This is a genomic window from Shewanella sp., assembly GCF_051658185.1.
Taxonomy (GTDB): Bacteria; Pseudomonadota; Gammaproteobacteria; order Enterobacterales; family Shewanellaceae; genus Shewanella.
Genome location: NZ_JBOFMC010000165.1, coordinates 1 through 6547 on the forward strand (window position 1 = coordinate 1; position 6547 = coordinate 6547).

The following is a 6547-nucleotide window of genomic DNA, read 5'->3' on the forward strand; positions in this document are numbered from 1 at the left end:
CACACCGAGCGCTGGGCGCCTGCGGCGGGTTAGGGTTGACGTTTCATCAACTCAGGGTGGTGCATTTTACGCATCTCCCGGTTCGCGTCAAGTGTTTTTTCAAACTTTCTTCACGCTCATCAATCAGTAATCTCGTGAGTTACTCATCGATGACTGCCACTGGCTAACTGCGTTTCGCTGCCTGCCGTGTCAGTGGATGCGCATTATAGGCAGCTGAACTTTTTGTGCAAGGGCTTTTTATTGATTTTTGGCAATTAATTTTTACACCCAATCAAGCCACACCATACCCACCACTTACCCACAATCTTATCCACAAAACTTGTGTTTGCTGGCCTTTTTTGCCCATGTGTCTCCCGCTCTACACTCGATCACACGGCACTTTCATTGCGATAAGGGCGTAATAATGAAGTATTCACGCCCACTATGTATATGAACAGCGTATATGAACTGCGCTAGCCGCGAACTTGATACCACTATTTAATAGTCATTAGCATGGGCTGCGAATGCCTTATGGTGAATAGACACATATCTCTGGCGTACTGGTAACGATTTGACAGGGTGTTTACGGATACACATCCGTAATCGCCCTTTTGTACTAAGATAAAGCCCGGGGAAATGACCCATTAATGCAGATTGTTTAAGCGAGTGGCTGACAAGCTGCAATTGGCAATGGCGGCATGCGACCAATCCGGCCTCTAGGATGTGCCCATTACTGCGCACTGACTATATAGAAGGAAATTAACTGGCACTCCATAACAGCTGGCCGCAATCAGTTAAATCGTACCCCCCGATCAATGCCGCCATTTGTTTAGTGCGATTGCTTGCTAACATAGTAAAGAGTTGCTGTAGTTGCCGGCGAAAGTAAATGCTCTGTGGCATAACGAAATCAAAAGACTCTTTGATTAACGGAACAAAGCTTAGGCCGCTTTCTAAGGCCACCGATTGACAACCAAATCCAATATCGGCGTCCCCCCTAGCGATATAACCTGCCAATTCGCGTTCACTATAAGCAGTAAGCACGATATTGAGCTGCTCTAATCGTGCGCCCTGCTTTAATAACCAATGCTCTAAATGCTGCTGGCTACCCGCTCCGCCTTGGCGACTCACCCAGCGCCAAGGTAAATTCACGACTTTATGCTCTTCTTGGCAACGATGGTGCATATCAGCACGCATGATAAGCCCTTGCTGACGGGAATAGCCGTGCACCATGATCCATTGTTGATGATTGTTATAGCCTTTTAAAAGTGCCGGATGGCGAATATTGCGATCTTCCATGCTCCCCCAATGTAAGGTGCAAACATCGGCATATCCTTTAGCGAGCAACTCGAGCCCTAACCGTGACCCCGTTGCACTATAACTTATTAACTCTCGGCTACCGACTTGCGCCATTAGGCGTGCCACTAACATTGATAAAAGCGGATCATCACTGCCCGTGATCAATAAACGGTCCGTCAGCATGCCGCTATGACAGGAGTCCATCACCCAACGATCAATTAATACTTTAGGAAATAACCATTTACCGGTAATTTTTGTGGCTGGGAGAATCCGATCGTTAGCCATGGCGTAGACTTTCTTCTCATTAAGATCTAAATACTCAGCCACCTGCTTCGCACTCATGTAGACCAATTCACAGGCAGAAGTCATCGTATATTCTTATCCTTCTATTCACGGGTAGCTCACCCAAGCGGTACCATTGCGTCTCAGCAGGTAGAGGCTTGATTAACATCAAATTCGAGATTCTCGCTGCCGTGGTACACCAAAAAGTGCCGCCCCTTTGCTCGGGCGATGATGGTGATCCCTAACTGTTGGGCCAATTCTAAGCCCATTTGCGTGACCCCACTGCGAGAGAGCAAAACGGGTATGCCCATTTTGGCGACTTTAATGACCATTTCTGAAGTTAAGCGCCCGGTTGTATAAAAAATCTTATTATCGCCCCGCTCTTGTGCCAACCACATATCCCCCGCGAGGGTATCTACCGCATTATGGCGTCCAACATCCTCTACAAAAGCCATGATTTGCTCAGCTTCACATAAACCACAGCCATGGACTGCCCCTGCATTTTTATAGGTTTCGTTATACTCGCTGATATTCTTCAATAGCTGATAAAGGGTACTCTGTTTAAGGCTGGGCCTAGGTAACTGGATATCCTCAAGATCTTGCATAAAGCTGCCATATACCGTCCCTTGACCACAGCCTGATGTTACGGTTTTTTCTGACAATTTCTGGTCAAGATCCACTATGGTTTCACGCGTAATCACCGCCGCAGAATTCACTTCCCAATCCACAATAACCGATTCAAGCTGCGTAACATCACTAATGAAGCCCTGATTTTTTAAGTAGCCAAGCGCTAAGGACTCGGGCTTCGCACCGAGGGTCATCAGGGTTACAATCGGCCGCCAATTTAGATACACCGTCAAGGGACGCTCACAGGCCACAAACTTATCCAAGACCTCTCCGGCTTCATTCACCGCTTTGACCGCGATCGTTAACGGGGCCTGGGCCTGGGTTTTCACCAAGGTAAATTGATGCTCAGTTGAGACACCACCGAGCGTGGATGCTGGCTGGTTATCGGCAATGGCGTCAGTAACTGATGCAGGGCTTTTATCTGGAATAGAGCAAGTATCTGAATTCATAGTGCTACCACTTAACAAGAGATGCCAGAGCATAGCAATATTTATACCTACGAATGCAACTGGCGATTAAATGCGTGATCCATCGCAATTCGAGCATCACACATGGACGTTTATGTCCCAGACAAAATGACCACGTAGACAAAATGTCTCATCTTTAAGATAGTTTTAATGATCTACTTCAAACTAACACCCCGAAGTAACTGGCATTAATATTGCAGTGAATTTATATCAGTAGTTTTTCATAAGAACTATTATGGTACTTGGTTGGTAGGAACGTTCCATTGCGTCATGGCTCGTCCATCAACACCGTTGAAACGGAGACAAAATGCAACATACATCAAGCGTTTGGCCAATGTACGTTTCACTCAAAAAAGTAGAGAAACAAACAGGCCGCTGGACTTCTGTGCAGTGGGAAATAGCGCATTTACTTTCTGCAACCCATGAAGCCCCCGAGGGTGCTCGGTTGGTATTGCTCGAATTACATAAAGATGAACGTGCCAGCTATCGCATCAATCTCGACATGGACAATGCCATGCTCTATTTAGTGTGCGATGAAATGGCCGATGGTACATGGGTGCCCGCGATGCTCTCAGCCGATCAAAACGTCGCCGCAGGTTGCCTTGAGGGCAATACCCCGGTCATTAACTTGCCGATGCCTAAAGCGATTGCCTGCTGGATTGAAGCCTTTATCACCCAACACGGTGAAGTTGAAATTGTGGCCCATCGCCGTCAACACGTTGATAGACGTAATAACCAAGGCCCCAGTCATGATCCATTACGGAGTAATGAATGACAGATCCTACATTGAAAACGAGCGGATTTTTTAGCCGCTGGACTCAACGTCGCGAACGCGTTGCGGCACAGGAAACACTTGAGGCAGAACAGACGCTTGAGGTTCAGCAAACGCAGCCAATGGCAGAGCCTGACCTAAGTGCTGCCGCCCCCACCTCCCCATCAGCCGATACCAAGGTGATCACTGAGGAAGAGCCGCAACGCATTCTGACCGCCGCCGATCTCCCTAACCCTGAAGAGATCGAAATTGGCGGAAGCTTCGCCAGTTTTATGGGAGCAAATGTCGATCCCGCGGCAAAAACCGCAGCCCTGCGCGCACTCTGGAAACAACCGCATTTCAATGAAATCGATGGCCTTTTAGAGTACGCCCTCGACTACAGCAATCAGCCTAAACTCAGCCCAGAAGTCTCGGCTGAACTTGCCAAAAAAGTCTTCCGTTTTATGACCGATGACCAAGAAGAGCAGACCGACGAAAGTCATTCAACGCAAGTGGAGGCAAGCCCAGTAGCAGTGAGCAACGCTCAAATGAGTGGTGACACTGAAACCGTATTAGCAAGCACGACCATGGCGGACAATTTGGAGGGGGAGGCTGATGATCTACCCCAAAATGCACCAGAGCTAGCCACTCAAACGCTAACCAAAGTTGTTTAACGTCAGTTTAGCTAATTTTTATGTCCATAACTTTGGTATGTGAATTGCTGTATTAAACGGTAAAAGTGTAGATAAAAGCTGAAAAGGCAATAACTTAGTTATTATTCTGCCCCAGACCTACAGCGATATCACCAAAAGCACTGCCAAAGTCTGTTCAGGAACGCAATGTGAGCACTTATTTGATGACCAATCAAACCCAGCAAGCGCTAAAACAAGCGCGGCAACATGTGTTAGCGCAAACTCAGATGATTTATAATCTGATCCCGCCCACTGTGAGCTATACCACCGAAGGCACCGTGCTAATTATCGGGCCTGAAGATCTCGCCCGCCTTGCAGCGGACAAATTGTCCACTATGGCTAACCGTGCGATCCTCGCCAATGAAGCCATTACCAGCCAAGATGAAGCGCATCTTGAGCGCGTGATGGCAGCGGCAACAGATGTCGAAAGCTACTACAACAAACTGCTTGGCATTAAAGGCTTTTTAGGCCAATTCCAAGTTAGCGTTGAACATCAAGACGGCGCTGCAGAACTCAGCCTAGTGGCGATTCGCAAACCCCATTTTGATCTCATTCTCGACTTAAGCAGCGCCCCTTGCTTGAATTTAGAAATGCTGCCACCCGGTTATTTTTATGTCGGCCAAGATGCCGCCAAGCTTGAAGAAGCGCTCGCGCAGATCCCGGAGTTAATCGGTCAATTCGATAAACCCCGCTACGTTAAAATTAATGCCGAACTCTGCGCCCATGATCGCAATGGCATCAATGGCTGCAACCGCTGTCTCAACTTCTGCCCTGCCGATGCAATCAGCAGCGTGGCTAAAAAAATTGAAATCGATCCTTACCTTTGCCACGGCGCAGGCAGTTGTACCAGCGCTTGTCCAACGGGAGCGATCAGCTATGACTTACCGACGCCGCAGGCTCTGCATGGCTATTTAAGTAAAATTATCAACCGTTTTATTGAACAAACACAAACCGCGCCCGTTATCCTGTTTCATGATAATGCGGCGGGCGCCGCGGTAATTAATGACGACTTACCCGGCGATATTCTGCCCGTTGCCTTAGAAGAAATTACTGTCGCCAGCATCGACCATTGGTTATCAGCCCTCGCTTTAGGGGCGCGCCAAATCTTGATCCTTAACACCGATGCCACGCCACCAACGCTCAACCAAATGCTCAAAGGTGAACTCGCATTAGCGAACAGTATCCTAGATGAAATGGGGCAGCCCCAGCGCATCAGCCTCATCGCCCCAAGCATGCTCAGTCAATTAGACGCTACGCTCACGATCAGTTTAGACTGGCCAGTGACCGTTCCCGCGCCTTTTGTGGCCACCACGAAACGCAATAGCCTATTTGCCGCAATTGACCATCTCAATAGCCAAGCTGCCGCTATCGATAGCTGCTTAAGCATCAGCAATATTCCCTACGGCAAGATCAGTGTCAATGCGGATAAATGCACATTGTGCTTATCTTGCGTTGCCATTTGCCCAACAGAGGCATTGCAAGATGGTGGCGACAAACCTGCGCTACACTTCACTGAGCAAAATTGCGTGCAATGTGGTTTATGTGAGGCAGCTTGCCCGGAAAAAGTCATTAGCCTTACGCCACAAATTAATTTTGATAAAGCTGCTCGGCAGCAACAACATACCCTAAAAGAAGAGGCCCCATTCGAATGTATTCGCTGCGGCTCTGCTTTTGCGACCCAATCTATGGTGCAGCGAATGCTGGATATGGTCGGTGCGCACAGTGCATTTTCAGCCAATACTCAGCGCTTGAAAATGTGCGGCGATTGCCGGGTAAAAGACATGTTTGAAGACATCCTTCAAGATCCAGAAAAGCAACTGCGATAAGAGATCCGTTATGACCGACTCAGTAAGACAAATTTCAGAAAACGATCAATTAAGAGCCGATATCTATCAACTGTTGGCCGCACTATTACGCCGCCATCCTAGCCCTGAATTGCTAGACTTTTTGGCCAACCTTGAAATCGATGCCAATGATGACAATGAGATGACCAAAGCATGGTTATCTCTGCAATTGGCCGCTAAGCAGTTCTCCACTGAACAGTTAGAAGACGAATATTTTACGCTGTTTCTCGGCGTAGGTTGCGGCGAAATCCTGCCCTATGGCAGCTGGTTTATGACAGGCTCTTTAATGGATAAACCCTTGGCGCTACTCCGCCAAGACTTGATGCAGCTTGGTTTTGAGCGAGAAGAAAACGTCAAAGAACCTGAAGATCATGTCGCAGCACTTTGCGAAGTGATGGGCGTCTTAATTTTAGAGGCACCGGGTTATCGTCAACTGGCCTTTTATAACCGCCATATTGGCACTTGGATTGAGCGCTTCTGCCACAATTTAGCCAACGCACCGAGCGCCGCCTTTTATGCCACGGTGGCCAATCTCGCCACCGCCTTTTTCAAAATGGAAGCGAGTGCATTTGAGCAATTAAGCTTAGATATTCCGGTCAATTGCCCCGG

6 protein-coding genes are annotated in these 6547 nt (G+C 48.1%); 4 read left to right on the forward strand and 2 right to left on the reverse strand.

Annotated elements, in window-relative coordinates; all coding sequences use genetic code 11:
- Window positions 1-738: 738 nt before the first annotated feature.
- Together ACRCZA_RS06850 and ACRCZA_RS06855 are read right to left on the reverse strand one after the other, a co-directional pair.
- Window positions 739-1644, reverse strand: a complete 906-nt coding sequence (locus ACRCZA_RS06850) for a substrate-binding domain-containing protein (protein WP_438673709.1) — start codon at window positions 1642-1644, stop codon at window positions 739-741.
- Between the two features lie 56 nt (window positions 1645-1700).
- Window positions 1701-2633 carry a formate dehydrogenase accessory sulfurtransferase FdhD gene (locus ACRCZA_RS06855; RefSeq protein WP_438673710.1) on the reverse strand — a complete coding sequence of 311 codons (933 nt, stop codon included), beginning with the start codon at window positions 2631-2633 and terminating at the stop codon, window positions 1701-1703.
- A 325-nt stretch (window positions 2634-2958) separates the two neighbouring features.
- Between ACRCZA_RS06855 and ACRCZA_RS06860 the strand changes: the two genes are divergently transcribed.
- From ACRCZA_RS06860 to ACRCZA_RS06875, 4 genes are all read left to right on the forward strand, one after another.
- Entirely contained in the window at window positions 2959-3426 is a 468-nt protein-coding gene (locus ACRCZA_RS06860; RefSeq protein WP_438673711.1) for a DUF3305 domain-containing protein, read from the forward strand.
- Entirely contained in the window at window positions 3423-4076 is a 654-nt protein-coding gene (locus ACRCZA_RS06865) for a DUF3306 domain-containing protein (RefSeq protein ID WP_438673712.1), read from the forward strand. Before ACRCZA_RS06860 ends, ACRCZA_RS06865 begins: the two co-directional genes overlap by 4 nt.
- Before the next feature lie 182 nt (window positions 4077-4258).
- A complete protein-coding gene (locus tag ACRCZA_RS06870) occupies window positions 4259-5920 on the forward strand; it encodes a 4Fe-4S binding protein (RefSeq protein ID WP_438673714.1) in 1662 nt (553 codons plus the stop codon).
- Window positions 5921-5930: 10 nt separating this feature from the next.
- Window positions 5931-6547, forward strand: a 617-nt coding sequence (locus tag ACRCZA_RS06875) for a TorD/DmsD family molecular chaperone (protein ID WP_438673713.1), incomplete at its 3' end; no start/stop codon positions are given.